This window comes from Devosia sp. (genome assembly GCF_036406155.1).
Classification (GTDB): domain Bacteria; phylum Pseudomonadota; class Alphaproteobacteria; order Rhizobiales; family Devosiaceae; genus Devosia_A.
Genome location: NZ_DASWVV010000136.1, coordinates 1 through 21,046, shown reverse-complemented (window position 1 = coordinate 21,046; position 21,046 = coordinate 1). Strand labels below are relative to the sequence as shown.

At 70.4% G+C, this 21,046-nt stretch carries 28 protein-coding genes; 20 read left to right on the top strand and 8 right to left on the bottom strand.

Annotated features, from left to right (window positions below; genetic code table 11):
* From VGD93_RS08645 to VGD93_RS08630, 4 genes are all read right to left on the bottom strand, one after another.
* The coding region (locus VGD93_RS08645; RefSeq protein ID WP_395011141.1) for a copper resistance CopC family protein at positions 1-665 on the bottom strand (665 nt) is incomplete at its 3' end.
* A complete protein-coding gene (locus VGD93_RS08640; protein ID WP_395011139.1) occupies positions 665-1,177 on the bottom strand; it encodes a YcnI family protein in 513 nt (170 codons plus the stop codon). The genes VGD93_RS08645 and VGD93_RS08640, both read right to left, overlap by 1 nt.
* Positions 1,178-1,343: 166 nt before the next feature.
* On the bottom strand, positions 1,344-2,507 hold the full coding sequence (locus VGD93_RS08635) for an MFS transporter (protein WP_395011137.1): 1,164 nt from the start codon (positions 2,505-2,507) through the stop codon (positions 1,344-1,346).
* A 70-nt stretch (positions 2,508-2,577) separates the two neighbouring features.
* Positions 2,578-3,468, bottom strand: a complete 891-nt coding sequence (locus VGD93_RS08630) for a YihY/virulence factor BrkB family protein (protein ID WP_395011135.1) — start codon at positions 3,466-3,468, stop codon at positions 2,578-2,580.
* Between the two features lie 114 nt (positions 3,469-3,582).
* On the opposite strand from VGD93_RS08630, the gene dnaG reads away from it, so the two are divergent.
* From dnaG to VGD93_RS08615, 3 genes are all read left to right on the top strand, one after another.
* Positions 3,583-5,502 (top strand): DNA primase, encoded by a 1,920-nt coding sequence (dnaG, locus tag VGD93_RS08625; protein WP_395011143.1) that lies wholly within the window; start codon positions 3,583-3,585, stop codon positions 5,500-5,502.
* 171 nt (positions 5,503-5,673) lie between these two features.
* Positions 5,674-7,752 (top strand): RNA polymerase sigma factor RpoD, encoded by a 2,079-nt coding sequence (rpoD, locus tag VGD93_RS08620; protein WP_395011133.1) that lies wholly within the window; start codon positions 5,674-5,676, stop codon positions 7,750-7,752.
* Positions 7,753-7,787: 35 nt separating this feature from the next.
* A complete protein-coding gene (locus tag VGD93_RS08615; RefSeq protein WP_395011131.1) occupies positions 7,788-8,111 on the top strand; it encodes an HlyU family transcriptional regulator in 324 nt (107 codons plus the stop codon).
* An 81-nt stretch (positions 8,112-8,192) separates the two neighbouring features.
* Here VGD93_RS08615 and VGD93_RS08610 read toward each other — a convergent pair whose 3' ends face one another.
* On the bottom strand, positions 8,193-8,981 hold the full coding sequence (locus VGD93_RS08610; protein ID WP_395011129.1) for a glutathione S-transferase family protein: 789 nt from the start codon (positions 8,979-8,981) through the stop codon (positions 8,193-8,195).
* Between the two features lie 242 nt (positions 8,982-9,223).
* Between VGD93_RS08610 and VGD93_RS08605 the strand changes: the two genes are divergently transcribed.
* Positions 9,224-9,631: a hypothetical protein gene (locus VGD93_RS08605; protein ID WP_395011127.1), complete on the top strand. Its 408-nt coding sequence runs from the start codon at positions 9,224-9,226 to the stop codon at positions 9,629-9,631.
* Entirely contained in the window at positions 9,612-10,862 is a 1,251-nt protein-coding gene (locus VGD93_RS08600; protein WP_395011125.1) for a DNA-packaging protein, read from the top strand. Before VGD93_RS08605 ends, VGD93_RS08600 begins: the two co-directional genes overlap by 20 nt.
* Here the strand turns inward: VGD93_RS08600 and VGD93_RS08595 are convergent.
* Positions 10,859-11,275, bottom strand: coding sequence for a type II toxin-antitoxin system VapC family toxin (locus VGD93_RS08595; RefSeq protein ID WP_395011123.1), 417 nt, complete (start codon positions 11,273-11,275; stop codon positions 10,859-10,861). The genes VGD93_RS08600 and VGD93_RS08595 overlap by 4 nt on opposite strands.
* Positions 11,272-11,592 carry a type II toxin-antitoxin system Phd/YefM family antitoxin gene (locus VGD93_RS08590; RefSeq protein WP_395011121.1) on the bottom strand — a complete coding sequence of 107 codons (321 nt, stop codon included), beginning with the start codon at positions 11,590-11,592 and terminating at the stop codon, positions 11,272-11,274. The genes VGD93_RS08595 and VGD93_RS08590 overlap by 4 nt, the downstream gene beginning before the upstream one ends.
* A 73-nt stretch (positions 11,593-11,665) precedes the next feature.
* Here VGD93_RS08590 and VGD93_RS08585 point away from each other — a divergent pair, with 73 nt between their 5' ends.
* Positions 11,666-12,829 (top strand): phage portal protein, encoded by a 1,164-nt coding sequence (locus VGD93_RS08585; protein ID WP_422653329.1) that lies wholly within the window; start codon positions 11,666-11,668, stop codon positions 12,827-12,829.
* Positions 12,830-13,021: 192 nt separating this feature from the next.
* Here the strand turns inward: VGD93_RS08585 and VGD93_RS08580 are convergent, their stop codons facing one another.
* Positions 13,022-13,285 carry a DUF2442 domain-containing protein gene (locus VGD93_RS08580; protein WP_395011117.1) on the bottom strand — a complete coding sequence of 88 codons (264 nt, stop codon included), beginning with the start codon at positions 13,283-13,285 and terminating at the stop codon, positions 13,022-13,024.
* 442 nt (positions 13,286-13,727) lie between these two features.
* On the opposite strand from VGD93_RS08580, the gene VGD93_RS08575 reads away from it, so the two are divergent.
* The 14 genes from VGD93_RS08575 to VGD93_RS08510 all read left to right on the top strand — a co-directional run bounded on the left by VGD93_RS08575 (position 13,728) and on the right by VGD93_RS08510 (position 21,003).
* Positions 13,728-13,916 (top strand): hypothetical protein, encoded by a 189-nt coding sequence (locus VGD93_RS08575; protein WP_395011115.1) that lies wholly within the window; start codon positions 13,728-13,730, stop codon positions 13,914-13,916.
* A gap of 4 nt (positions 13,917-13,920) precedes the next feature.
* Positions 13,921-14,082 (top strand): hypothetical protein, encoded by a 162-nt coding sequence (locus VGD93_RS08570; protein WP_395011113.1) that lies wholly within the window; start codon positions 13,921-13,923, stop codon positions 14,080-14,082.
* A complete protein-coding gene (locus tag VGD93_RS08565) occupies positions 14,082-14,567 on the top strand; it encodes an HK97 family phage prohead protease (protein ID WP_395011111.1) in 486 nt (161 codons plus the stop codon). Before VGD93_RS08570 ends, VGD93_RS08565 begins: the two co-directional genes overlap by 1 nt.
* Positions 14,568-14,579: 12 nt before the next feature.
* On the top strand, positions 14,580-15,809 hold the full coding sequence (locus tag VGD93_RS08560) for a phage major capsid protein (RefSeq protein ID WP_395011109.1): 1,230 nt from the start codon (positions 14,580-14,582) through the stop codon (positions 15,807-15,809).
* A gap of 221 nt (positions 15,810-16,030) precedes the next feature.
* Positions 16,031-16,588, top strand: a complete 558-nt coding sequence (locus tag VGD93_RS08555; protein ID WP_395011107.1) for a head-tail connector protein — start codon at positions 16,031-16,033, stop codon at positions 16,586-16,588.
* Positions 16,585-16,929: a phage head closure protein gene (locus tag VGD93_RS08550; protein WP_395011105.1), complete on the top strand. Its 345-nt coding sequence runs from the start codon at positions 16,585-16,587 to the stop codon at positions 16,927-16,929. The genes VGD93_RS08555 and VGD93_RS08550 overlap by 4 nt, the downstream gene beginning before the upstream one ends.
* Positions 16,930-17,077: 148 nt before the next feature.
* Complete coding sequence (locus VGD93_RS08545) at positions 17,078-17,488, top strand: DUF3168 domain-containing protein (protein ID WP_395011103.1); 411 nt, start codon at positions 17,078-17,080, stop codon at positions 17,486-17,488.
* 19 nt (positions 17,489-17,507) lie between these two features.
* Complete coding sequence (locus VGD93_RS08540; protein WP_395011102.1) at positions 17,508-17,921, top strand: phage major tail protein, TP901-1 family; 414 nt, start codon at positions 17,508-17,510, stop codon at positions 17,919-17,921.
* The gene (locus tag VGD93_RS08535) at positions 17,921-18,235 is read left to right on the top strand and encodes a gene transfer agent family protein (RefSeq protein ID WP_395011100.1); all 315 of its coding nucleotides are present in this window, start codon (positions 17,921-17,923) and stop codon (positions 18,233-18,235) included. The genes VGD93_RS08540 and VGD93_RS08535 overlap by 1 nt, the downstream gene beginning before the upstream one ends.
* A complete protein-coding gene (locus VGD93_RS08530; protein ID WP_395011098.1) occupies positions 18,232-18,438 on the top strand; it encodes a rcc01693 family protein in 207 nt (68 codons plus the stop codon). The genes VGD93_RS08535 and VGD93_RS08530 overlap by 4 nt, the downstream gene beginning before the upstream one ends.
* A complete protein-coding gene (locus VGD93_RS08525) occupies positions 18,431-18,982 on the top strand; it encodes a phage tail tape measure protein (RefSeq protein ID WP_395011097.1) in 552 nt (183 codons plus the stop codon). The genes VGD93_RS08530 and VGD93_RS08525 overlap by 8 nt, the downstream gene beginning before the upstream one ends.
* An 85-nt stretch (positions 18,983-19,067) precedes the next feature.
* Positions 19,068-19,691 carry a phage distal tail protein, Rcc01695 family gene (locus tag VGD93_RS08520; protein ID WP_395011095.1) on the top strand — a complete coding sequence of 208 codons (624 nt, stop codon included), beginning with the start codon at positions 19,068-19,070 and terminating at the stop codon, positions 19,689-19,691.
* Positions 19,688-20,578, top strand: a complete 891-nt coding sequence (locus VGD93_RS08515) for a DUF2163 domain-containing protein (protein WP_395011094.1) — start codon at positions 19,688-19,690, stop codon at positions 20,576-20,578. The genes VGD93_RS08520 and VGD93_RS08515 overlap by 4 nt, the downstream gene beginning before the upstream one ends.
* Complete coding sequence (locus VGD93_RS08510) at positions 20,575-21,003, top strand: NlpC/P60 family protein (RefSeq protein ID WP_395011092.1); 429 nt, start codon at positions 20,575-20,577, stop codon at positions 21,001-21,003. The genes VGD93_RS08515 and VGD93_RS08510 overlap by 4 nt, the downstream gene beginning before the upstream one ends.
* Positions 21,004-21,046: the final 43 nt, after the last annotated feature.

The window sequence follows — 21,046 nt, the reverse complement described above, 5'->3', positions numbered from 1 at the left end:
AGCCCCGCCTCCCAGACCGCACCGCGGCCGAGCGCCGTCAGCGGCAGCCCCAGCGCGTCGAGGCCGAGCAGGCCGAGCGAGAGCGGCGCCCCGACGAACCCCGCGAGCAGCGCCAGCCCGCTCGTGCGGGCGCCCGCCTCGTGGTGGGTGACGAAGGCGCGGAAGAACGCCCCGCCCACCCCGAAGAACAGGCCGGCATAGAGCAGCAGCCTGCCGGTCCAGATGGCGGCGACCAGGGGCCAGTCGGTCACGGGCGCCGCGCCGCCGCCGCCGGAGGCCGCGCCGATGGAAAAGATGATCGAGCCGGCGACCGGGTGTCCGTCGGCGGAGACCACGCGGTAGCTGAGGACGTATGTGCCCCGCCCGAGAACGTCCGGCGCCGCGATCCGGACCACCCCGTCGGCGAAGTCGGCCGTGGTCAGCGCGGTGGCACTGCCGTCGGGCGAGACGAGCGTAAGGGCAAGCGGCGATACCGGCTCGCTGAAGGTCAGGGTGAAGGCCGCCGGCGCGGAGCCGAGCACCGTCTCCTGTGCCGGAACCGCCGCGACGAGCGAGGCGTGCGCGCAGGCCGTGGCCGTGAGCGCCAGCCACACCATCAACGCGGCGACGACGCGCTCGAGCCGCCGCGCGACGGCACCCGCTCGCGGCCGCGCCGGTGCCGGCATCAGTGCCCGGCTTTCACGATCTTCAGGCCCGGCGCCGGCGATTGCGGTTCGGGCTGGCCTTCGACGGGGATCTCGATCCACGCCTCTTCGCCGCCGCTGCAGGTCTGCACCACGGGGAAGTAGAGGGTCGTGCCGGCGACGGCGCCGGCGAGGGTGCCGCGGAAGACGAACTCGTCGAAAAACGCATCCGGCAGGTTGCCGCCGGACCAGGAGATCTCCGTCACGCCCTCGCTCACCGGGCTGCCGAACAGCTCATAGCTCTTTGCGTAGGAGCCGGTGGTAACGGCAATGTCCCAGCCGGGCTTGGGCTGCGGCTTGACGTTGATGACGCCTTCGGGGATGCGCACCTTGACGGCGACGGTCGCGTTGCCGTCGCAGCCGTGCGAGAGCACCAGCGCCGCGGTGTAGGTCGAGCCTGCCGCGGCCTCTGGGGTGCGCAGGGTGACGTGGGCGAATGCGCTGGTCGTGGCGAACGTGGCGAGCACCGTGCCCGCGAGGAAAATCCTGAGCATCTGCAATTCCTTCGTCGTGCCGGCGGGGCCGGCGCCCTGTACGCAGTGGCGCGGGCGGGCGAGGGGCGGGCGCCCGGGCGCGGAAATTCGGCCATAGACAGAGCACGGTCGCGGCCGCGGGGCAAGTTCGGGTCCGGGGGACGGTGCCGACCCGCCGCCCACGCTGCTAGCCGGCCGCCGCCGTGCGCCCGTCGAGCCACCAGCTGAAGGCCGCGACGCCCGCCGCCAGGAGGCCGCAGAAGATGCCGACGGCCGGCAGGGCGGCGTAGGACACGCCGGCGTTGAGCAGCAGGGCGCCGAGCAGGGCGCCGCCGGCGATGCCGATGTTGAAGGCCGTCGAGACCAGCGAGGCCGCAAGGTTGGGGGCGGCCCGGGCGGCATGCAGCACGCGCGCCTGCAGCGGGGTCGAGAAGGCGAAGCCGGTGACGCCCCACAGGAAGGCGTTGACCGCCATCAGCACGGGGTCGTGCACGGCCCACAGCATGGTCGCCGCGAACAGCGCCTGCAGCAGCAGCACGGCGATCAGGGCCGGCATCGGCCGCCAGTCGGTGGCGCGCCCGCCGGCATAGATGCCGACAACCGAGCCGACGCCGCCGAGCAACAGGTAGAGCGGCACGACGGCCGGGTCGATGCCGGTGACGGTGAGCAGGATCGGCACCTGGTAGGTGCCGAAGGCGAGCAGGGCGACCATCACGATGGTGATGGTGAGATAGGAGAGCAGCACCTGGTGGTGGGCGAGGGCGCGCAGCTGGGCGCGGAAGCCACTGTGCCGGTGCTCGCCGTCGCGCGTGGCCGGCAGGACGAAGACGAGGACGACGGCGGCCGCGGCGCCGAGCAGGCCGACGGCGACGAAGGCCATGCGCCAGCCCCAGGCGTTGCCGATGGCGGTGCCGCCGGGCAGGCCGAGCAGATTGGCGATGGTGATGCCGCTGATGAACAGGGAATAGGCGGCCCCGCGCCGCTCGAACGGCACCAGCCGGGTGACGACGACGTTGCCGGCGCCGAAGAACACGCCGTGGGCGCCGGAGGAAAGCAGGCGGGCGGCGAGCAGCAGGCCGTAGTCGGGGGCGAGGGCGCACAGGCCCTGGGCGAGCGCGAAGACCACCAGCAGCGTGACGATCAGCGTCTTGGGAGGGATGCGCGCGGTGAGCAGGGTGAGCAGCGGCCCGCCGATGGCGACCCCGATGGCATAGGCGCTGACCAGCAGCCCGGCGGTGGGAATGGAGACGGCGAGGTCGTCCGCCAGCGGCGGCAGGATGCCGGAAATGATGAACTCGGCTGAGCCGATCGCGAAAGCGGCGAGCGCCAGCGCGTAGAGTGCAGGCGGCATGGCAAACGCCCCATCTGGCCTTTCGGGAATCTGCGGCGGAACAGAGCACGGCCCGCTCCCCCGGGCAAGCTCAGCCCGCCGGGTCCGGCGGGTGGCCGGTCTCCTCGTGCTCGAGATGGGTGTTGAAGGCGGCGCCGAGAACGAAGATCTGGGCGGAATTGTAGAGCCACAGCAGCAGCACCACGGCGGCGCTGGCCGGGCCGAAGCTGGCGTCGTAGTCGGCGAAGTTCTCGACATAGATGGAAAAGACCACGCCGGCGAGGATCCACAGCACCGACGCCAGCAGCGCCCCCGGCCAGATGTAGCGCAGGCGGCGCGGGTGGCGGTCCGGCCCCCAGCGGTAGAGCGCGGCGAGGACGAGGACGCACAGGCCGAGCAGGATGGGCCAGCGCACCGCCAGCAGCAGCAACTGGTCCCGGCTCGGCACCGGCAGTAGCGAGACCAGCGAGGGCAGGCCGGCGATGGTAGTGACGGCGACGGCGAGGAACAGCGATCCGGCCAGCATCAGGCCGACCGAGACGAACAGCGTCGCGAGGAACCCGCGCCGCTCCGGCTGGCCGCGCACGCGCGACATGGCGAAGATCAGCGCGTTGACGCCGCGCGAGCCGCTCCACAGGCCGAGGCCCAGCGACACCAGCAGGCCGAGGCCGAGCGAGGCGGGCGGCTGCCGGGTCAGCATCAGCAGCTGGTCGCGCAGGATGTCGAGCGCGGCCGCGGGCAGCACGAAGTCGAAGGCGCCGAGCGTCGAATTGAGAATGCCGCGATCGGCGACGAGGCCGTAGGCCAGCACGACGAAGGCGATGGCCGGAAACAGCGACAGGAAGCCGAAAAAGGCGGTGCCGGCGCAGCGCAGCGAGGCATCCATGTCGAAGATCGCCCCGGCAGTGCCGGCGATGATGCGCTGCCAGCGCCGCCACGGGCCCGCATCCGTGCGCGGCCTGGCGCCGGTGGCGGTGGCCATGCCGATCCCCAGGTCCTGTCGTGCTGCAGCCGAAACGGCCGCCAGCGCCGATGGTTGCTGTGGATAATGCGGCTGGTCGTGACTTCGTCGCGGACAGCCCTTACCTATCTGGGCATGCTCTTCTCCGACAGCTTCCTGGACGAAATCCGCCAGCGCCTGCCCATTTCGCAGGTGGTGGGCGAGCACGTCATCTGGGACAAGCGCAAGAGCCAGCCGGGGCGGGGCGACTTCTGGGCCTGCTGCCCGTTCCATGGCGAGAAGACGCCGAGCTTTCACGCCGACGACCGGCGCGGGCGCTACCACTGCTTCGGCTGCGGGGCGTCGGGCGACCATTTCCGCTTCCTGACCGAGAAGACGGGCATGAGCTTTCCCGAGGCCGTCGAGAGGCTCGCCGGGCAGGCCGGCGTACCGATGCCGGCGCGCGACGAGCGCCAGGAGCGGCAGGCGGAAGCGCGGCGCAGCCTCTACGACGTGATGGAACTGGCGACGCAGTATTTCGAGGCGGCGCTCAGCCACAATATCGGGGCGCGGGCGCGCGGCTACCTCAACGAGCGCGGCGTCAGCCCGGCGGCGCAAACGCGCTTCCGGCTCGGCTTCGCCCCCGATGCCAGCAACGGGCTCAAGGAGCACCTCGCCGGCAACGGCGTCACGGCGCAGGAGATGCTCGATGCCGGGCTGGTGGTGCAGCGCGAGGACAGCCCGCTCGCCTATGACCGCTTCCGCAACCGCGTGATGTTCCCGATCGCCGACCTGCGCGGCCGCATCATCGCCTTCGGCGGCCGCGCCATGAGCGCGGACGTGCCGGCCAAGTACCTCAATTCCCCCGAGACCGAGCTCTTCCACAAGCGCCAGGTGCTGTACAACGGGCAGACGGCCCGCCAGGCGGCGCGCGAGGGCAAGCCGGTGATCGTGGTCGAGGGCTATCTCGACGTCATCGCCGCGGCCATGGCCGGCTTCGAGGGGGCGGTGGCGCCGCTGGGGACGGCGCTGACCGAAGAGCATGTGCAGGCGCTGTGGCGCATGAGCGAGCAGCCGATCCTGTGCTTCGACGGCGACAGCGCCGGGCTCAGGGCCGCCGAGCGGGCCGCCGACCTCGTGCTGCCGCTGCTGCAGCCTGGCCGCACCGTGCAGATCGCGACGCTGCCCGCCGGGCTCGACCCCGACGACATCATCCGGCAGCAGGGCCGCGCCGCCTTCGCCGACGTGCTGGCGCGGGCGCGGGCGCTGTCGGACGTGATCTGGAGCGTCGAGACCGGCGGCGGCATCGTCCCGGAGACGCCCGAGGCGCGGGCGGCGCTGGAAGCCCGGCTCAGGGCGCGCGCCAACGCCATCGCCGACCAGTCGGTGCGGCGGCATTACCTGCAGGCCTTCGACGAGAAGCTGGCGGCGTTCTTCGCGCCCCTGCGGCAGCGGCGCTACGAGGGGCGGCGCGACGCCGGCCGCGGGGCGCCGCGGGAGCGCCGGACGCCGCGCCTCGTCGTCTCGGATTCCCTGCGCAATTCGCGGCGGCTGAAGCCGGGCGCGGTGCGCGATCCGAGCGACCGCGAGGCGGTGATCCTCATGACGCTGGTCAACCATCCGGCGCTGGCCGAGGGGCGGCTCGAGGCGCTGGCCTCGCTGGAGCTGCCGAGCCCGGCGGCGCGGGAGTTGCTGGCGGCGCTGCTCGACCTGGTGACGGTGCAGCACGACATCGACGGGCCGGCGCTGGCGGCGGCGCTGGGGGCGCGCGGTTTCGCCGCAACGCTCCAGCGCATGACGGCGCTGCTCAAGGGCCAGGGGATCTGGCAAAGCGCCGCCGAGATCGCCGCGGCCGACGCCGAAACGGGCCTCAAGCACGCCCTGGCCTTGCATTACAAATCGGTTGAGCTAAATAGGGAGCTCAAGGCAGCCGAACTGGCGCTGGGCGATGACCCGAGCGATGAAACTTTCGAGAGGCTGCAAGACATCAAGAACCAGATAACCACTGTCGACGGCACCGAGGCATTGATAGAGGGGTTTGGTTCGTTATCGGGGCGCGCGACACGCAGCTTCTAGGGAAGCGGCGGGTACGCGCGATTTTGCGTATGGCGAAGCCCCGGTTGACGGACATGTGACGGCGTCTGCCGACGGCGTCGCCAGGCATCCTTTACCTTGTCTTGATCAATGCCCACTTAAACGACCAAACGGCGCCCGCCGCACCCGGGCCCCCGTGGAGCACCAGGATAGATGGCCACCAAGGCAGCAACCAAGACGTCCAAGGAAATCGAGAAGCCGGAGGCCGGCGCCACCGGCAATGGTGGCGAGGCTCCCGATAGCCCCCTTCTCGATCTCTCCGACGCCGCCGTCAAGAAGCTCATCAAGGTCGCCAAGAAGCGCGGCTACGTCACCTATGAGGAGCTGAACGCGGTGATGCCCTCGGAGGAAGTGACCTCCGAGCAGATCGAGGACATCATGGCGATGTTCTCGGACATGGGCATCAACGTCGTCGACGAGGACGAGGTCGAGGAAACCGAGCCCGACAGCGCCGAGGACGAGAGCACCGAGGTTGCCGAGCGCACCGGCACGGCCGTCAGCAGCAAGTCCAACACCCGCGAGGGGTCGGATCGCACCGACGACCCGGTCCGCATGTACCTGCGCGAGATGGGCTCGGTCGAGCTGCTCAGCCGCGAGGGCGAGATCGCCATCGCCAAGCGCATCGAGGCCGGCCGCGAGACCATGATCGAGGGGCTGTGCGAGAGCCCGCTCACCTTCCAGGCCATCATCATCTGGCGCGACCAGCTCGCCGCCGCCGAAATCCTGCTGCGCGACATCATCGACCTCGAGGCGACCTATGCCGGCCCCGACGCCAAGCAGGCGGCGCCGGTCGTCTCTGAACTGGCCGAGCCCAAGTCGGCGCCCGAGCCGGCCAAGCCGGACCGGTCGCGGCCCGCCGCCAAGCGCGCCGCCGCGCCCGCCGGCGAGGACGACGACTACGTGCCCGAGGAGCCGCAGGCGCCGCAGGACCCGGTCGAGGACGACGACGACGATTTCGAGAATTCGCTGTCGCTTTCCGCCATGGAAGCCGAGCTCAAGCCGCAGGTGGTCGACACGTTCGACCGCATCGCCGAGGCCTACGGCAAGATGCGCAAGCTGCAGGACCGCCACGCCGAGGATCGGCTGGCGGCCAAGGCGGCGAGCGCAGCGGAGCTGAGGAAGCTCGAGGCGCTGCGCAGCGAGGTGATCACCGACGTCAAGTCGCTGTCGCTCAACCAGAGCCGCATCGAAAGCCTGGTGGAGCAGCTCTACGACATCAACAAGCGCCTGGTGCGCCTCGAAGGCCGCCTGCTGCGCCTGGCCGAAAGCTATGGCATCAGGCGCGATGCCTTCCTCGAGGCCTATTACGGCAGCGAGCTCGACCAGAACTGGCACGAGGCCGTCGCCGGGCTGGACGGCAAGGGCTGGGCGGAATTCGCCCGGCGCGAGATCGACACGATCAAGGAAATCCGCGGCGAGATCCAGACGCTGGCCAGCGAGACGGGCCTCGACATCGCCGAGTATCGCCGCATCGTGCACAAGGTGCAGAAGGGCGAACGCGAGGCCGCCATCGCCAAGAAGGAGATGGTGGAAGCGAACCTGCGCCTCGTCATCTCCATTGCCAAGAAGTACACGAACCGCGGCCTGCAGTTCCTCGACCTCATCCAGGAAGGCAATATCGGCCTGATGAAGGCGGTCGACAAGTTCGAGTACCGCCGCGGCTACAAGTTCTCGACCTACGCCACCTGGTGGATCCGGCAGGCCATCACCCGCTCGATCGCCGACCAGGCGCGCACCATCCGCATTCCGGTGCACATGATCGAGACGATCAACAAGATCGTCCGCACGTCCCGGCAGATGCTGCACGAGATCGGCCGCGAGCCGACGCCGGAAGAGCTCAGCGAAAAGCTGCAGATGCCGCTCGACAAGGTGCGCAAGGTCCTGAAGATCGCCAAGGAGCCGATCAGCCTCGAGACTCCGATCGGGGACGAGGAGGATTCCAACCTCGGCGACTTCATCCCGGACGTGAACGCGGTGCAGCCGATCGACGCGGCCATCCAGAGCAATCTTCGTGAAACAACGACGCGGGTTCTCGCGTCGTTGACGCCGCGCGAAGAAAGAGTGCTGCGCATGCGCTTCGGCATCGGCATGAACACCGACCACACGCTCGAGGAAGTGGGCCAGCAGTTCTCGGTGACGCGCGAGCGCATCCGCCAGATCGAGGCCAAGGCGCTCAGGAAGCTCAAGCACCCGAGCCGCAGCCGCAAGCTCAGAAGCTTCCTCGACAACTAGCCGCGCCGCGGCCGCGCCCGACCAGGAGAATCGCCATGTCGTTCTGGAAGAAGCTGTTCGGTTCGGGCGGCGACGATCCCACGGTGGGGACGGGCGCAGGCGCGCCTGAGGAGCAGTACAAGGGCTACACCATCCGCGCCTCGCTGCTGCCCGCCGGCCGGGAATACCAGCTCTCGGGCACGATCGAGAAGGAAGTGGGCGGCGTGGTGAAGCGCCACGACTTCGTGCGTGCCGACCGCTTCGCGTCCAAGGAGGACGCGCACAACTTCACCCTCGCCAAGGGCCGCCAGATCATCGACGAGCAGGGCGACGCGCTGTTCAACCAGGGCTGGCCGGCGCCGCCGAATCCATCGAACTGAGGCGTTTCATCGTTTCGCGGCAAGGTTGAACCGCTCCGGCGCACCGGAGGGCCCGGCTGTGTCGCGCGCTGGCCGAATGCCTCAGGCCAGCCCGAGCTCGGCATCGGAGGCGATGCGGGCATATTTGTCGCGCGGCGGCCACGGGCGCTGCCGCCAGTGCGGCGCCGCAACGAAGCTCGACCGCGTCCGCCCCGGGGGCACGGCGCCGTTGCCGACGCCGACCGCGTAATCGTAGTAGAGCTTGAGGATCTCCTCGCGGCCGACCTGCTGCGCCGCCGGGTGCTCGAGGCAGGCGGCGCGCCAGCGCCGGACGCGCTCGAAGCCTTCGGCCGGCAGCTCGAACCCCTCGTAGTACTCGAGGAACCAGAAGCGCATGAACATCGGCGTGAACACCGCCTCGGCAAGGCCGAAGCGCTCGAACAGGAAGGTGCCGCCCGGGTTCTGCCAAACGAGAAAATCCTCGAGGTGGCGGTATTGCTGCAGCATCGCCGCACGCAACGGCTCGCGCTGGCCCTCGTCGCGGTTCATGACCAGCCGGTAGCCTGCCGACGTGAAATCGCCGGCCAGCGCGATCAGCATCTCCTCCACCGCCCGCTCATACGCCGCTTCGCGGGTGATCGCCGGCCCGGCCAGGGTGGCATCGAGATAGCGCAGGATGACGAGGCTCTCCTTGAGCACGCCCTGCGCGGTGACCAGCACCGGCAGCGACGTCGTGCCGCGCGTGAGCGCCAGCAGTGCGGGCGGGCGCGGCACGGTGATGTCGACGACGTCGAGGTCGACGGCGGTGCGTTGCCCCTTGAGATCGAGCAGGATTTCGACGCGCTGGCAGAACGGGCAGGCCGGAATGTAGTGCAGGACGGGCTTGGTCACGGCGGGTACTGAGGCTCGCAGTTGGGATGTCCTGCCCTCTAAGCCTGCCGGCGTCCGCCCGGTCAATGGCGCGAAAGCGCACAGGGCCCGCGAGTTATCCCCGCGTGACGCGGCGGTGGTAAGGTTCGGCCATGGTCGCAGAAATGGGGCCGGGACGGCGGATGCCGTTCCACCCGAGTGGGACTCCGCTCGAGCAGAGCTGGCCGCCTGTGCCGCGCCGGACCTTCCAACTGAGGTGAGCAATGACCGACCGACCCGTCGATTGGGCGAGCGTGCGCTCCGACTATGAATCCAAGAATGGCACGATCCGTCGGATCTGCGAGCGCCACGGCATCACCTATGGCCAGTTCCGCGGCGCTTTCGCGAGAGAGCAATGGCGCCGGCGCAACCGCCGCCCGGTCGACCGATCGGCTCTCATCGAGGCGCTCTACAGGGAATTCGAACGCATTATCATGAGACTGGGAAGCAGGGCCAAACCCCCGGATGCCAAGGAAGTGACGCTGCTGGGCAATCTTGCGCGCGGCCTCGGCAACCTCATGGACCTTGACAAGGCGGATGCCGCCGGCAAGGCGGGCACTCCCGAAACCGCCGAGATGCGCGAAATCCGCATGAAGCTCGCGGAAAGAATCAATGCACTCACAAAGGGCTGAAATGCTGGCCTATGCCAGCCAGCTCGACGGGGAGAGGGCCATTGTCGCCTACTTCGACTGGCAGCAATGGGCCCGCGACCCGCAATTGCCCCCGCCCGGCGACTGGACGACGTGGCTGCTGATCGGCGGGCGCGGCTCGGGCAAGACGCGGGCCGGAGCGGAGTGGGTGCGCGGGCTCGCCGCGGCGGGCGTGACCCCGATCGCGCTTGTCGGCGAGACCATGACGGAAGCGATCGCGGTGATGGTCAAGGGGGAGAGCGGGCTGATGCGCGTGACGCCGCACGCCGAGCGGCCGCGCCTCGTCGGGACCACGCTGCTGTGGCAGAACGGCGTCGAGGCGAGCGTGCTGTCGGCCTCCGACCCCGACCGCTTCCGCGGTCCGCAATTCGCGGCGGCGTGGTGCGACGAGCTCGGCAAGTGGCCGAATGCCGAGGCGGCGTGGGACATGCTGCAGTTCGGGCTGCGGCTCGGGAAACGGCCGCGCCAGCTGGCGACGACGACGCCGCGGGCGACGAAACTGCTCAAGCGGCTGCTCGCCGACGGACAAACCGTGGTGACGCGGATGACGACGGAGGAGAACCGCAGGCACCTCGCCGACGCCTTCCTCAAGGCGGTGGTCGCGCGCTACCGCGGTACGGTGCTGGGGCGCCAGGAACTCGAGGGCGAACTCATCGAGGATTTGCCCGACGCGCTGTGGAGCCGCGCCATGTTCCGACCGGCAGTCGACGCGGAGCTTGAACGGATCGTCGTGGCGGTCGACCCGCCGGTGACCGGCGGCGCGACGGCGGACGCGTGCGGCATCGTCGTCGCCGGCCGGGCGGGCGAGCGGGCGGTAGTGCTCGCGGACCGCACGATGAAGGGCCGGCCCCTCGCCTGGGCGCGGCGCGCCGTGGCGGCGTTCCACGCCCATGGCGCCGACGCCATCGTCGCCGAGGTCAACCAGGGCGGCGACCTCGTGCAGCAGGTGATCGCCCAGGTGGACGCGAACGTGCCCGTCAGGGCCGTGCGCGCCAGAAGCGGCAAGTGGCTGAGGGCCGAGCCGGTGGCGGCGCTCTACGCGCAGGGCAGGGTGCTGCACCGACCGGGGCTGACGGCGCTCGAGGACGAGATGTGCGGCTTCGGCGCCGACGGCCGCAGCGACGGCCATTCGCCCGACCGCGTCGACGCGCTGGTCTGGGCGCTGACGGAACTGATGCTGAGCCATTCCGAGCCGCGGGTGCGGGGGATCTAGGCGCCCCAGGGATTGAGCAGGCGGACGCCCATCGGCTTGAAGTGCGAGACGTTGCGGGTCACGAGCGTCAGATCGTGGACCAGTGCCGTGGCGGCGATGAGCGAGTCCGGATATGGGCGCTTGTGCGGAACGTGAAGCGGGGCGCACCGGATGGCGATCTCGTTGTCGATCGGAAGGATGCGATCCCGGAACTGGGGTCGCACAAAGTGGTCCAACCAGGCCCTGAACACCAAGGCCTGCGGTTGGTCATTGCGGGCGACGAGCAGGATGCCGGTCTCGAGTTCCTGGAGCGTGACGACGGAGATGGCCAGATCGTTGATGGCTACCCGGTCCGCCCATTCGCGGAATCCTGTGTCTGCCTTGTTGCCCTTGCGGAATTCGGAGACAGCGTTGGTGTCGACGACGAACCTCATTCGTCGACGTCATCGAAAGTGAACCTGGTGCTTTCGACCGTGCGCGGCGGAATGAATTCCATGAGGTCGGGGTCGCTTTCCCGATAGTCCGGGTCGGCGAGGGCCGCAAGCGCGCTCATGCGCGGGACCTTCGTCGTCAGTCGCGCGAACTCCGAGTGAGTCAGGAGCACATAGGCCGGCCTGCCGCGATCGGTGATGACGACCGGACCATGATCTGCGGCGGCTTTGGCCCGGCTGGTGTTCTGGTTGAACTCGCGGCTGGTCATCGTCACGGTCTTGGGCGGCGTCTGGCGCGGGAATTTGGGTGGCGCGTTCATCTCGGCCTCCGGAAGCTCTTGTAGCAACGTTACTACATCGGCATTGCTGCCGGCAAGATCAAGGAAGAGACCTATGCCCCATTGGTGGAGCCGCCTTCTGGGCGGTGGATCGAACGCGCCCGTGGAGACCAAGTCGGGCGGGCCGCAGTCGCTGCTCACCGTCACGCAACTGGGCGATCCGAGCTGGAGCAGGCGCGGTTTCGTCAGCCTCTGCAACGAGGGCTTTGCCAGGAACCCGGTGGTGTATCGCTGCGTGCGGCTGATCGCCGAGGCGGCCAACCGCGTGCCGATCGCGGTCGATGAGGGCGGCAGGCGGCTGAGCGAGCATCCGGCGCTCAAGCTGCTGGCGGCGCCCAACCCCAGGCAATCGGGGAGCGAACTGCTGGAGGCGGTCTATGCCTACCTGCAGACGGCGGGCAACGCCTATCTCGAGGCGGCGCTCGTCGACGGCGAGGTGAAGGGGCTCTATTGCCTGAGGCCCGACCGCATGCGCGTCGTCGCCGGCAGCGACGGCTGGCCCGTGGCCTATGCCTATACCGCGGGCGGCCGCACCGTGCAGCTCAGCCAGGCGGCGGCGCCGATCCCGCGCGTCCTGCATTTCACGCTGTTCCACCCGCTCGACGACCATTACGGGCTGAGCCCGCTGGAAGCGGCCCAGCAGAGCCTCGACGTGCACAACGCCGCCTCGGCCTGGAACAAGGCGCTGCTCGACAACGCTGCGCGGCCCTCCGGCGCGCTGGTCTATTCGGCGCCCGCCGGCAACCTCACCGAGGACCAGTTCGCCCGGCTCAAGGTGGAGCTCGAACAGGGCTTTGCCGGGGCGGCCAATGCCGGCCGGCCGATGGTGCTCGAAGGCGGGCTCGACTGGAAGACCATCGCGCTGTCGCCGCGCGACATGGACTTCATCGAATTGAAGCACGTGGCGGCGCGCGAGATCGCGCTCGCCCTGGGCGTGCCGCCGATGCTGCTCGGCATCCCCGGCGACAATACCTACGCCAACCTGGCCGAAGCCAACCGGGCGCTGTGGCGGCACACCATCGTGCCGCTGGTGCGGCGGGTGGCCGACGACCTCGGCGCGTGGCTGGCGCCGGCCTTCGGCGGCAGCCTCGTGCTGGTCCCCGACCTCGAGAACGTCGAGGCGCTGGCCGAGGACCGCGCGGCGCTGTGGGCCAGGGTCGGGGCGGCGGAGTTCCTGAGCGACGAGGAGAAGCGGGCGATGGTGGGTGTGGGGAGCTAGGCGGCGCGCTTGCTGCGCCGGCGGCCGGCCCTGACCACCGGACCGTCATCCACGGACGCCGCGAAGCGGCGATCTCGTGGACCCATGCGGTGCCCCGGCGTGCGGTGAGATCGCATGGGTCCCCGAGGTCTCGGCCCGGCTGCGCCGGTCCTCGCCTGGGGATAACGGGCCGGTGGGTGGAGCGATGACGGCCTAAGCGGCGCGCTTGCGGCGCCGGCGGCCGGCCAACAGGCCAAGGATGGAAACGTCCTCGTCGAGGTCGGGCCAGTGAATGCCTTCGCCGTGGCCGATGAGGCGCCAATTCAGGCGCTCGGCAGGTGAAGCATCGCGAAGGCGCGGAAACCATTCCACCGGTACGGCCAGTACGCGGCCGTCATCGAGCGTCACCTGCAGCATGCTGTCGGTGAAGCGGACGTCCGTCGCCAGCGGCTCGTGCTCAATCGTCAAGGTGCTCATGCCACGCCTTCAGGAATGCGTCCCGATGCTCCAGGACAAGCGCGCGGACCTCGGTGAGTTCGTGCGCCTTGAAGCGGATCGATGATGCCAGTTTCACTGGCTCAAGCCAACCCCACCGGACCGTCATCCACGGACGCCGCGAAGCGGCGATCTCGTGGACCCATGCGGTGTCCCGGCATGCGGTGAGATCGCATGGGTCCCCGAGGTCTCGGCCCGGCTGGCGCCGGTCCTCGCCCGGGGATGACGGGCCGGTGGGTGGGTAGCGTGACCCTCCAGTCCCAAGTGCCCGGACGTCGTGGAGGTAGTTCAACAGGAGCGTCACCCGCGCCGCAGACGCGGCGCGGCTGGGTCCTCGCGACAAGCGCGAGGATGACGGCCGGCGGGTGGAATGCAGGCTGCGGGTAGGCGGCACGGCGGCGATTGCAGCAACAAGGAGGCCGGTATGGACGAGCTGACGCGGACCGTCATCGCGCGGGGCGACCTCGCGCATTTGGCGCTGTTCCTGTGGGCGAGCGGGGCGAGCGCGCTGCTCATCTGGGCGCTGCGGGAGCTGGCCGCCGCCAACAAGCGCTTCAACGACTTCGTCAAGGAGATCGCGACCTTGAATCAGTTGTTTCGTCGAAGGGGGTAAGCCGATGGCAGGCAAAGACAATCACGCCGGCAAGGGGCGCGGCGAGGCGGTGCAGGTGTTCCGCCAGTTCGCCTGGCACCTCGCCGGCACGCTGGCCGGCGCCAAGGCGGGAGCCGGCCGTCCGCCGACCAGGCCGCGGCCGGGCAAGGCCGGGGCGGGGCGCTGATGCAGCCCCTGCCGATCGACGAGACCGGGCGCTTCTGCGGCTATGCCAGCGTCTTCGCACGCGTCGACGAGAGCGGCGACGTCGTCATGCCCGGCGCCTTCCGCAGCAGCCTCAAGCGGCGCGGGCGCGAGCGCATCCGCCTCCTGTTCCAGCACGACCCCAAGGAGCCGGTGGGCACCTGGGAGGCGATCGCTGAGGACGGCTTCGGGCTGTGGGTGGAGGGCCGGCTGGTGGGCGGCGTGCCGCGCGCCGACGCGCTGCGCCGGCTGATCGAACGGCGCGCCGTCGACGGGCTCTCCATCGGCTTCCGCACGCTGCGCGCGACGCGCGAGCCGGCGACCGGCCACAGGCGGCTGTGGCAGGTCGATCTGTGGGAAATCTCCATCGTCACCTTCCCGATGATGGATGCCGCCCGGATCGCTCCGGGCACGGCCCGGCCGGGGCGCGACGCGCTCGCGGCGGCCATTTCGCTTCTGCGAACCTGAAGAGGAAAATCCATGACTGACACCACCGATCGCCTCGAGATCAAGGCGACGGCCGGCGCTGCTGCCGGCGACATCGCGGGCATGTTCTCCGAGTTCATGAGTGCCTTCGAGGAGTTCAAGCGCAGCAATGACGGGCGGCTCAACGAGCTCGAGCGGCGCGGCGCCGCCGACGCGCTCACCGAGGACAAGCTCAACCGCCTCAACGGCGTGCTCGACGGTGCCAAGTCGGCGCTCGAGCGCATGAGCCTCGAGCGGGCGCGGCCGCAGCTCGAGGCGGGCCGGCCGCAGGCGGGCGACGAGTACAAGGAGGCGTTCGCCGCTTATGTGAAGCGCGGCGAGGAGAAGGCGCTCTCCGTCGGCTCCAACCCCGACGGCGGCTATCTGGTGCCGGTGGAGACGGAAACCGAGATCCTGGGCCGGCTCCGCACCATCTCGCCGATCCGCTCCATCGCCGGGGTGCGGCAGGTCTCGACGTCGCTGTATAGGAAGCCGGTGACGCTGAGCGGCCCGGCGACCGGCTGGGTGGCCGAGACGGCGGCGCGGCCGCAGACGGCGAGCCAGACCATCGATGAGCTGAGTTTCCCGACGGCCGAACTGTACGCCATGCCGGCGGCGACCAGCGCCTTCCTCGACGATGCGGCGGTGGACGTGGGTCAGTGGATCGCCGAGGAGGTCAACGCCGCCTTCGCCGAGCAGGAGACGACGGCATTCGTCGCCGGCGACGGCGTCAACAAGCCCAAGGGGTTCCTCGCCGAGCCGCAGGTGGCCGAAGGCTCGTGGGCGTGGGACAGCATCGGCTATCTCGCCACCGGGGTGAGCGGAGCCTTCCCGGCGAGCGACGAGAGCGACGTGCTGATCGACCTCGTCTACGCGCTCAAGGCGGGCTACCGCCAGAACGCCAGCTGGGTGATGAACCGCAAGACGCAGGCAGCGATCCGCAAGCTCAAGGACGCCGACGGCAACTATCTGTGGCAGCCGGCGCTCACGCCGGGCGGCCGGGCGACACTGATGGGCTTCGACCTGGTCGAGGCCGAGGACATGCCCGACATCGCCGCCGACGCCACGCCCATCGCCTTCGGCGACTTCCGCCGCGGCTATCTGATCGTCGACCGCCAGGGGGTGAACGTGTTGCGCGACCCGTTCAGCGCCAAGCCCTACGTGCTGTTCTACACCACCAAGCGCGTCGGCGGCGGCGTGCAGGATTTCGACGCGATCAAGCTGCTGAAGTTCGCAGCGAGCTGAGGACCGCCCACCCCTCACCCGCCCTTCGGGCACCCTCTCCCACAAGGGGAGAGGGCGACAGGGCCGAGAGCTCTCAGTCGGCGCCTTCTCCCCTTGTGGGAGAAGGTGGCGCGAAGCGCCGGATGGGGGGAAAGTTGCGGGCATTTCGGTGCCTGCCGCCCCGGCGGCTGTTCCTCCCCGGCCGCCGGGACACTTGCACCAACACATCAGGACATTCTCCCATGATCTCCTACCTGCTTGCGGGTCCGGCGACGGAGCCCGTGACGCTGGCCGAGGCGAAGGCCTTTCTGCGCGTCGACGACGACGCCGAGGATGGCCTGATCGCGACGCTGGTGGCGGCGGCGCGGCTGCATGTCGAGGCCACCGCCGGCCGGGCGCTGCTGACGCAAACCTGGCGCGCCGTGCTCGACGCCTGGCCGACGGAGCGCAGCGTGCGGCTGCCGGTCATGCCGCTGGCGAGCCTCGTCGCGGTGACCGCCTACGATCCGGCAGGACAGGCGCACGCGCTCGCGCCCGGCCAGTTCCAGACGGAGCCGGCGCCGGCGCGGCTCCTGCTGCCGCCGGAAATCGCGGGCCTGCCGGCGCTGCGCGCCCGGCTCGGCATCGAGATCGACTACCTGGCCGGCTACGGCGACACGGCGGCGGACGTACCGGGCGACCTCAAACAGGCGCTGCTGGTACTGGTCGGCTTCTGGTTCGAGCATCGCGACAGCGCCGATGCGGTGCCGCCGGCCGGCTTCGAGCGGCTCGTCATGCCCTACCGGGCGGTGCGGCTGTGAGCGCGCCCCTGTCCCCGCCGATCAGCGGTCTGACCGAACGCGTGCAGTTGCAGCGGCGGGAACTGACGGCCGAGGCCGAGGGCGGCCATGGCGAAGTGTTCGTGCCGCTGGCGACGCTGTGGGCGCGCGTGACCGCGGTCGGGGCGCGCGCCGAACAGGCGGCGGACGGACGGGCGGTGACGGTGTCGCATACGGTCGTGCTGCGCTACCGCGAGGACGTCGGGCCCGGCGACCGCTTCGCCTGGCGCGGCCGGCATTTGCGCGTCGTCAGCGCCGAGGACCTGAGCGGGCGCCGGCGGTTCCTCGGCTGCCGCTGCACCCAGACGGCGGTGGTGGGATGACGATGCTCCTGAGACTCACACCCACCCCCCTCCCAACCTCCCCCGCAAGGGGGGAGGTGTCGCGTCGAGGTCGCGGCAAGATCATGCCAGGTCCACAAATGTACACCCTCCCCCTTGTGGGGAGGGATGGGGAGGGGGTGTCTGCCAAGTGACCCATCCGATCCTCGCGCTGCAATCGACCCTGGTGCCGGCACTGAATGCCGATGCGGCGCTCATGGCGCTGCTCGGGGCGGGCGACGTCTTCGACGCGCCGCCGCGCGACCGCCACCCGCCCTATGTGGTGATCGCCCGGCACGACGTGCTGGCGCGCGACGGCGACCTCGCGCCCGGCCACGAGCACCGGCTGCTGCTGCACGCCTGGGCGGCTGCGCCGAGCCGCAAGGCGGTGCTGGCCATCGCCGAGCGGGTGGTGGCGGTGGCGCTGGCGGCCGGGCTCGACAGCGCCGAGCGGCGCGTCACCCATCGCCGCCACCAGCGCACCGACACCGCCATCGACCCGGCCACCGGTTTCGCCCGCGCGGCGGTGACGCTGGTAATGTTCAGCGAGCCGGCCTCTTAGAACCAAGAAGGACACGACCATGGCAGCCCAGAGCGGCAAGGACATGCTTCTGAAGCTCGATCCCGACGGATCGGGCGGTTTCATCACGGTGGCGGGACTGCGCACCCGCGCGCTGGCCTTCAACGCCGCGGCGATCGACGTCACCGACGCCGAGAGCGCCGGGCGCTGGCGGGAGTTGCTGAGCGGCGGCGGCATCAAGCGGGCGGCGGTCACCGGCTCCGGCATCTTCAAGGACCAGCCCTCGGACGCCCAGATCCGGGCGCTGTTCTTCGCCGGGACGATCCGCAGCTGGCAGCTGATCCTGCCCGATTTCGGCACGGTCACCGGGCCGTTCCAGATCGTGGCGCTGGAGTTCTCGGCCGACCATGCCGGCGAGGTGACCTTCGAGCTGGCGCTGGAGAGCGCCGGCGAACTCGGTTTCGAGGCGGCGTGATGGCCAATCCGCAGCGGGGTGAGATCGCCGCCATGATCGACGGCGAGGAGCGGGTCTTGTGCCTGACGCTGGGCGCGCTGGCCGAACTCGAGGCGCGGCTGCAGGCCGGGGACCTCGTCGGGCTGAGCGAACGCTTCGCCGCCGGCAGGGTGTCGGCGCGCGACCTGACCGCGATCCTCGGGGCCGGATTGCGCGGGGCGGGCAACGCCATCAGCGACGACGATCTGGCGCGCATGGCGATCGAGGGCGGGCTCCGGGGCGCCGCCGAGATCGCCGCACGGCTGCTGCGCGCCACCTTCGGAGAGACGCCGTGAGCCCGTTCCCCTGGCGCGAGGCGATGGGCTTCGGCTTCGGTGTGTTGCGGCTGTCGTCGCGCCAGTTCTGGGGGCTGACGCCGCGCGAGCTGGCGGCGGCCTTCGAGGCGGCCGGCGGGCGCAGCCGTGGCGCGGCACCGGGGCGCGACGTGCTGGCGCGGATGATGGAGAGGTTCCCCGACGAGGAGAGGCGGGATGGCTGAGGATCTGTTCGGCGACGGCTTTCGGGCGGAACTGGGCGACGTCGCGGTGGAACTCGAGCGCATCGGCGATCTCGCCGACGGCGTCGGGCGCTCGCTGAGCCGCGCCTTCAGGGGCGCCATCCTCGACGGCAAGTCGCTCAGATCGGTGCTGGGCGACGTCGCCCGTGCCTTCGCCGACATCGCGCTCAAGGCGGCGTTCAAGCCGGTGGGAGACCTGGTGTCGGGGGCGATCGAGGGCGTCTTCGCGGCGGCGAACCCGGCGCTGGGCGGCGTCACGCCATTCGCCAAGGGCGGCGTGCTGGCGCGCCCGGCCTACTTCCCGCTGCGCGGCGGGGTGGGCCTCGCCGGGGAAGCGGGGCCGGAAGCGATCCTGCCGCTCGCCCGCGGCAGCGACGGGCGGCTGGGGGTCGCGGCCGGCGGCGGGCGGCCGGTCAATCTGACGTTCAACGTCACCACACCCGATGCGCGCAGTTTCACGGCGAGCGAAGCGGAGGTGAGCGCCATGCTGCTCCGGGCAGTACGGCGCGGGACGCGGGCGTCGTAGGCGCCGACATCGGATCGAAGGTTTAACCCCCTCCCCATCCCTCCCCCTTGTGGGGAGGGATGGGGAGGGGGACGAAAGGGAAGAAATGGCATTCCACCCAATACGCTTTCCCCTCGATGTCGCCCTGGGCGCCCGCGGCGGGCCGGAGCGCGCGACCGACATCGTGACGCTGGCCAGCGGCGCCGAGGAGCGCAACAGCCGCTGGGCGCATTCGCGGCGGCGCTACAATGCGGGATACGGCGTCAAGTCGCGCGCCGACATGCAGGCGGTGCTGGCCTTCTTCGAGGAACGGCGGGGCAGGTTCCACGCCTTCCTGTGGCACGACGCGCTCGATCATTCCTCGAACGGCACCGAGGTGCCGCTGCCGGGCGACCAGGAACTGGGGGTGGGTGACGGCATCGCCACCGCGTTCCAGCTGCGCAAGCGCTACGGCGGCGGCTTCGACCCGTACTGGCGGCCGATCACAAAGCCGGTGGCGGGCTCGGTCCGCGTGGCGGTGGACGGCAGCGAGATGCCGGCCGGTTTCACCGTGGACGGGCTGAGCGGCGTCGTCACCTTCGCCGCGCCGCCGGCGCAGGGCGCGACCCTCACCGCCGGCTTCCTGTTCGACGTGCCGGTGCGCTTCGACATCGACCGGCTCGACATCGAGCTTACGAGTTTCGACGCCGCCGAGGCGCCGGCCATTCCCCTGATCGAGGTGCGCGAATGAGGACACTGGAGGCGGGCTTCAAGGCGCATGTCGAAAGCGGGGCGACGACGCTGTGCCAGTGCTGGCGCATCGAGCGCGCCGACGGGGTGGTGCTGGGCTTCACCGACCACGACGAGGGGCTGAGTTTCGACGGCATCGACTACATCCCCGCGCACGGCCTCGACGGCGGCGAGGTGGCGCACAAGCTCGGGCCGCAGACCGATACCAGCGAGGTGGTCGGCATCCTGCATGCGGCGGCGATCACCGAGGACGACATCCTGCTCGGCCGCTATGACGGGGCGGCGGTGGAGTGCTGGCGCGTCAACTGGCGCGACGTCGGCCAGCGGCTGCTGCTGCGCCGGGCGAGCATCGGCGAGATCGTGCGCGAGGACGGCGCCTTCCGGGCCGAATTGCGGTCGGCCCAGTCCGCGCTCAACCGGCCGCAGGGCAGGATCTACCAGGCGCTGTGCGATGCTCGCCTCGGCGATCGGCGTTGCGGCGCCGACCTCGAGGCGCCGGCGTTCAAGGCAGCCGCCACCGTCCTCGCGATCGAGGATCGCTTCCGGCTGCGGGTGGGCGGCGTCGAAGGGTTTGCCGAGGACTGGTTCGGCTTCGGCCGCGCGGTCTGGTCGAGCGGCAGGCGGGGGGGACTGACCGACGACATCGCGCGCCACGCCCGCAGCGGCGGCGCCGACATCTTCGGGTTCGCCGCCCCGGTCGGCGAGTGGGTGGTCCCGGGCGATGCGTTCACCGCCTATGCCGGCTGCGACCGGCGCTTCGCCACCTGCATCGAAAAGTTCTCGAACAACATCAACTTTCGCGGCTTTCCCCATATTCCAGGAAACGATTTCGTGCTGCGCTATCCGCGCGAGGGCGAGCCGCGCGACGGCCGCAAGCTGGTCGGATGAGCCCGACAGCCGAAGAGATCAGCGGCGCGGCGCGCGCCTGGCTGGGCACGCCCTATCGCCATCAGGCGTCGACGCTGGGGGCAGGGTGCGATTGCCTCGGGCTGGTGCGCGGCGTGTGGCGGGCGCTGTACGCAGAGGAGCCGGCGCCGCTGCCGCACTACAGCGCCGACTGGCGGCGGGCGCCGGCGTCCGGCCTCGCCGAAGTGGCCGAGGCGGTGCTGCGGCGCGCCGAGGGGGAACCCGAGGCGGGGCAGCTGGTGCTGTTCCGCCTGGGACGGACGCCGGTCCCGCGCCACTGCGGCATCATGGTCGGGGATGACCGCTTCATCCACGCCCAGGAGGGGCTGGGCGTGGTGGAGGCCAATCTCGGCGAAAGCTGGCGCAAGCGGGTGGCGGGAACGTTCGTGTTTCCGGCGCGGGGGTAGGGCGGGGCCCACCGAAACGACCCCCTCCCCAACCCTGGGGGAG

Excerpts from the sequence above, each read along its gene's own strand:
- VGD93_RS08640 (WP_395011139.1), bottom strand. The coding sequence starts at position 1,177 with ATGCTCAGGATTTTCCTCGCGGGCACGGTGCTCGCCACGTTCGCCACG.
- VGD93_RS08635 (WP_395011137.1), bottom strand. The coding sequence starts at position 2,507 with ATGCCGCCTGCACTCTACGCGCTGGCGCTCGCCGCTTTCGCGATCGGC.
- VGD93_RS08630 (WP_395011135.1), bottom strand. The coding sequence starts at position 3,468 with ATGGCCACCGCCACCGGCGCCAGGCCGCGCACGGATGCGGGCCCGTGG.
- dnaG (WP_395011143.1), top strand. The coding sequence starts at position 3,583 with ATGCTCTTCTCCGACAGCTTCCTGGACGAAATCCGCCAGCGCCTGCCC.
- rpoD (WP_395011133.1), top strand. The coding sequence starts at position 5,674 with ATGGCCACCAAGGCAGCAACCAAGACGTCCAAGGAAATCGAGAAGCCG.
- VGD93_RS08615 (WP_395011131.1), top strand. The coding sequence starts at position 7,788 with ATGTCGTTCTGGAAGAAGCTGTTCGGTTCGGGCGGCGACGATCCCACG.
- VGD93_RS08605 (WP_395011127.1), top strand. The coding sequence starts at position 9,224 with ATGACCGACCGACCCGTCGATTGGGCGAGCGTGCGCTCCGACTATGAA.
- VGD93_RS08600 (WP_395011125.1), top strand. The coding sequence starts at position 9,612 with ATGCACTCACAAAGGGCTGAAATGCTGGCCTATGCCAGCCAGCTCGAC.
- VGD93_RS08595 (WP_395011123.1), bottom strand. The coding sequence starts at position 11,275 with ATGAGGTTCGTCGTCGACACCAACGCTGTCTCCGAATTCCGCAAGGGC.
- VGD93_RS08590 (WP_395011121.1), bottom strand. The coding sequence starts at position 11,592 with ATGAACGCGCCACCCAAATTCCCGCGCCAGACGCCGCCCAAGACCGTG.
- VGD93_RS08585 (WP_422653329.1), top strand. The coding sequence starts at position 11,666 with ATGCCCCATTGGTGGAGCCGCCTTCTGGGCGGTGGATCGAACGCGCCC.
- VGD93_RS08580 (WP_395011117.1), bottom strand. The coding sequence starts at position 13,285 with ATGAGCACCTTGACGATTGAGCACGAGCCGCTGGCGACGGACGTCCGC.
- VGD93_RS08575 (WP_395011115.1), top strand. The coding sequence starts at position 13,728 with ATGGACGAGCTGACGCGGACCGTCATCGCGCGGGGCGACCTCGCGCAT.
- VGD93_RS08570 (WP_395011113.1), top strand. The coding sequence starts at position 13,921 with ATGGCAGGCAAAGACAATCACGCCGGCAAGGGGCGCGGCGAGGCGGTG.
- VGD93_RS08565 (WP_395011111.1), top strand. The coding sequence starts at position 14,082 with ATGCAGCCCCTGCCGATCGACGAGACCGGGCGCTTCTGCGGCTATGCC.
- VGD93_RS08560 (WP_395011109.1), top strand. The coding sequence starts at position 14,580 with ATGACTGACACCACCGATCGCCTCGAGATCAAGGCGACGGCCGGCGCT.
- VGD93_RS08555 (WP_395011107.1), top strand. The coding sequence starts at position 16,031 with ATGATCTCCTACCTGCTTGCGGGTCCGGCGACGGAGCCCGTGACGCTG.
- VGD93_RS08540 (WP_395011102.1), top strand. The coding sequence starts at position 17,508 with ATGGCAGCCCAGAGCGGCAAGGACATGCTTCTGAAGCTCGATCCCGAC.
- VGD93_RS08535 (WP_395011100.1), top strand. The coding sequence starts at position 17,921 with ATGGCCAATCCGCAGCGGGGTGAGATCGCCGCCATGATCGACGGCGAG.
- VGD93_RS08525 (WP_395011097.1), top strand. The coding sequence starts at position 18,431 with ATGGCTGAGGATCTGTTCGGCGACGGCTTTCGGGCGGAACTGGGCGAC.
- VGD93_RS08520 (WP_395011095.1), top strand. The coding sequence starts at position 19,068 with ATGGCATTCCACCCAATACGCTTTCCCCTCGATGTCGCCCTGGGCGCC.
- VGD93_RS08515 (WP_395011094.1), top strand. The coding sequence starts at position 19,688 with ATGAGGACACTGGAGGCGGGCTTCAAGGCGCATGTCGAAAGCGGGGCG.
- VGD93_RS08510 (WP_395011092.1), top strand. The coding sequence starts at position 20,575 with ATGAGCCCGACAGCCGAAGAGATCAGCGGCGCGGCGCGCGCCTGGCTG.